Consider the following 2,490-nt stretch of genomic DNA (forward strand, 5'->3'; position numbering starts at 1 on the left):
AAATCCTTATCTGGCAAGAGACTTAATTGATTAGTTCGCTCTAGATCAAAAATAATTGACAAAAATCGCCAAATGCCTTTCTATATAAGGGTTACATCCCTTATAACCCCCGTCCATTGCATAACAAAAACCGAAGAACCGAATATTCACTACTCAGTCAGATATGCTGACGATTTGGTGTTCCTTCTTAAACCCCAAGATAAAGCGGAAGAGATTCTTGAAAAAGTCGCAAGTTTTCTAGCTACAAGAGGTCTAAACATTAAGCCATCGAAGACAAGGTTAGTAGCCTCGACAGAAGGATTTGATTTTTTAGGATGGCACTTTGTTGTGCAAGCCAACGGAAAATTTAGAAGTTATCCCTCAGAGGAAAACTTTAAAGCCTTTCGTCAGAAAGTTAAAGCCATCATCAATCACTCGAATTATGGGGCAAAGATTAAAGCCCAAAAATTAGCTCCAATAGTCAGAGGATGGAGAAACTACCACCGCTATTGTCAACTGAATGGCTCAAGATTCTCATTATGGCAACTTAATCATAGGACATATAAAGTGTTCTTAAAAGAAAAAAAGGTAAACCGCCAGATGGCTGCAAATTTAGTCAAAAAAGCGTTTCCACCTGTGCCATATTCAGAAAACAAGCACATCAACGTTAGAGGAGATTATTCGCCTTTTAACGGTGACTTAGTTTACTGGTCTAAGAGACAGTCCAAACTTTACGATGGAGCAACTTCTAGGTCTTTAATCCGACAGAACCATACCTGTGGATATTGTGGCTTGAAATTTATTGATGAGGAAAGAATACATCTGCACCACATCGATAGAAATCACGCTAATGGTCGAGCCAATAATCTTTTGGCAGTACACGAATCATGCCACGATTACATCCACAGGTGCAAAAGTGAAAGCTAAGATTATCGGGAGCCGAGTGCGGTGAAAGTCGCACGCTCGGCTCTAAGAGAGAGGTGCGGAGGATAATACCTCCCATCGACTCTACCCACCTTATCTAATGTTCAAAATCCGTGCGTTACGCTAACGCTAACACACGCTACATCATATCGATCGCCAAGATTAAGTGATTGCCAAAGCGATCGGGTATAACACAACGTTGCACCTGACTTAATAAAGCGATCAATGATAAACTAAAATCATGGTAAGCAATCTGGGTTGAGGATTAAGGATTTTGCGAATCAGTCGTCGGGGGGCGTTGGCTCCCCTTGCTTTTTTTGTGCGCTACTATGGAATTAAATGATTAAAAGCTAAGACTGCTATGGCACTGGCATCGAATGGACAAACAGCTATAATCCGCACAGAGCGAGGGCTTACAATTGCGGATACTCGTATTACTCTGTATGACGTGATGGATTATCTCAAAGCTCAGTATCCACCCAAGTTTATTCGTGATGCCTTCAATCTTACAGATGCTCAGATTCATGCCGCCCTTTCCTACATTGAAACACATCGAACAGAAGTGGAAGCAGCGTATCAGGAGGTTTTAAAGACTGCCGCAGAAACTAAACAATTTTGGGAAGAGAGGAATCGCGAACGTTTTGCTCGGATCGCTGCTACTCCTCCTCGTCCAGGCTATGAAGCGGTTAGAGCTAAACTTCAGGAACGGAGAGCAAAGCGGGAAGCGAAGAAGCAATGATTGTTCTGGCTGATTACAACTTGAATCGGCAGGCAATTCTGATCTCTGGAAGTCTTGTTGTTAGCGGGTTATTCCATAAGGTGATTGGCGCATCATATCTGTTGGTGACACGGCATAACAACCCCAATGCACACCGACCGACGAAAGCTAATCAGTGTGATCGCCAATCTTGTAGGGTGCGTCTCACGCACCTTTTACCTTTTTAAATATAAGCCCGTCTAACAAATCACTGCACCAGACCGTATACCTGGACTTCCCCGTTGACAAAAAGCCATAACCTATGCTGTAGGAGGGAATAAGAGAATTTCCGCCGCCCCGTTACTGGGTACAAATCAGGGAAACTCCCAATAAATCTAACGCTTTTTGTTGCAGTTGGGTCGGTCGAGTTATCTTAGAAAAACGATAACTTCCCTCCCTAATCGTACATTCCACTGTATTCAAGCAAATTGTCCCCAGGTCTTCCAACAAAGTCCGAAAACTATGCACAGGGAGGTTCTCTTGATTCCGTTTTTTTCTCTCTTTAGACTGAGCGGATTCACTCCGATTGGCTTTAATCACATTCAGAGAACCATCATCAATTTCTTCATCCTCAAATAACAAAGGAGCCAAAGACTGTTTTAAATGCCATTCCACATAATAAGCCAACATACATAAAAAGATATGAGCCTTGACTCTATCACCCTTATAATGATAGATAGGACGTACCTTTAAATCAATTGACTTATAACAGCGAAATGCCTCCTCCACTGGAGACAAACTTTTATAAGCTTTAACCGTCGTCGCTGCATCCATCAAAGTTGACTCCAGAGAAGTTCTTAACACATACACACCATCCAAGGCCGTTTCTT

At 42.3% G+C, this 2,490-nt stretch carries 3 protein-coding genes; 2 read left to right on the forward strand and 1 reads right to left on the reverse strand.

What is annotated here, in order from left to right; all coding sequences use genetic code 11:
• The first annotated feature begins 120 nt into the window (after nucleotides 1-120).
• Nucleotides 121-906 (forward strand): group II intron reverse transcriptase, encoded by a 786-nt coding sequence (locus PX636_RS10240; RefSeq protein ID WP_353853469.1) that lies wholly within the window; start codon nucleotides 121-123, stop codon nucleotides 904-906.
• Between the two features lie 358 nt (nucleotides 907-1,264).
• Nucleotides 1,265-1,642, forward strand: coding sequence for a DUF433 domain-containing protein (locus PX636_RS10245; protein WP_288117032.1), 378 nt, complete (start codon nucleotides 1,265-1,267; stop codon nucleotides 1,640-1,642).
• A 318-nt stretch (nucleotides 1,643-1,960) separates the two neighbouring features.
• On the opposite strand, the gene PX636_RS10250 is transcribed toward PX636_RS10245, so the two are convergent.
• The coding region (locus PX636_RS10250; protein WP_288117033.1) for an IS1634 family transposase at nucleotides 1,961-2,490 on the reverse strand (530 nt) is incomplete at its 5' end.

This window comes from Microcystis sp. M53598_WE2, from assembly GCF_030067735.1.
GTDB classification, from domain to species: Bacteria; Cyanobacteriota; Cyanobacteriia; order Cyanobacteriales; family Microcystaceae; genus Microcystis; species Microcystis aeruginosa.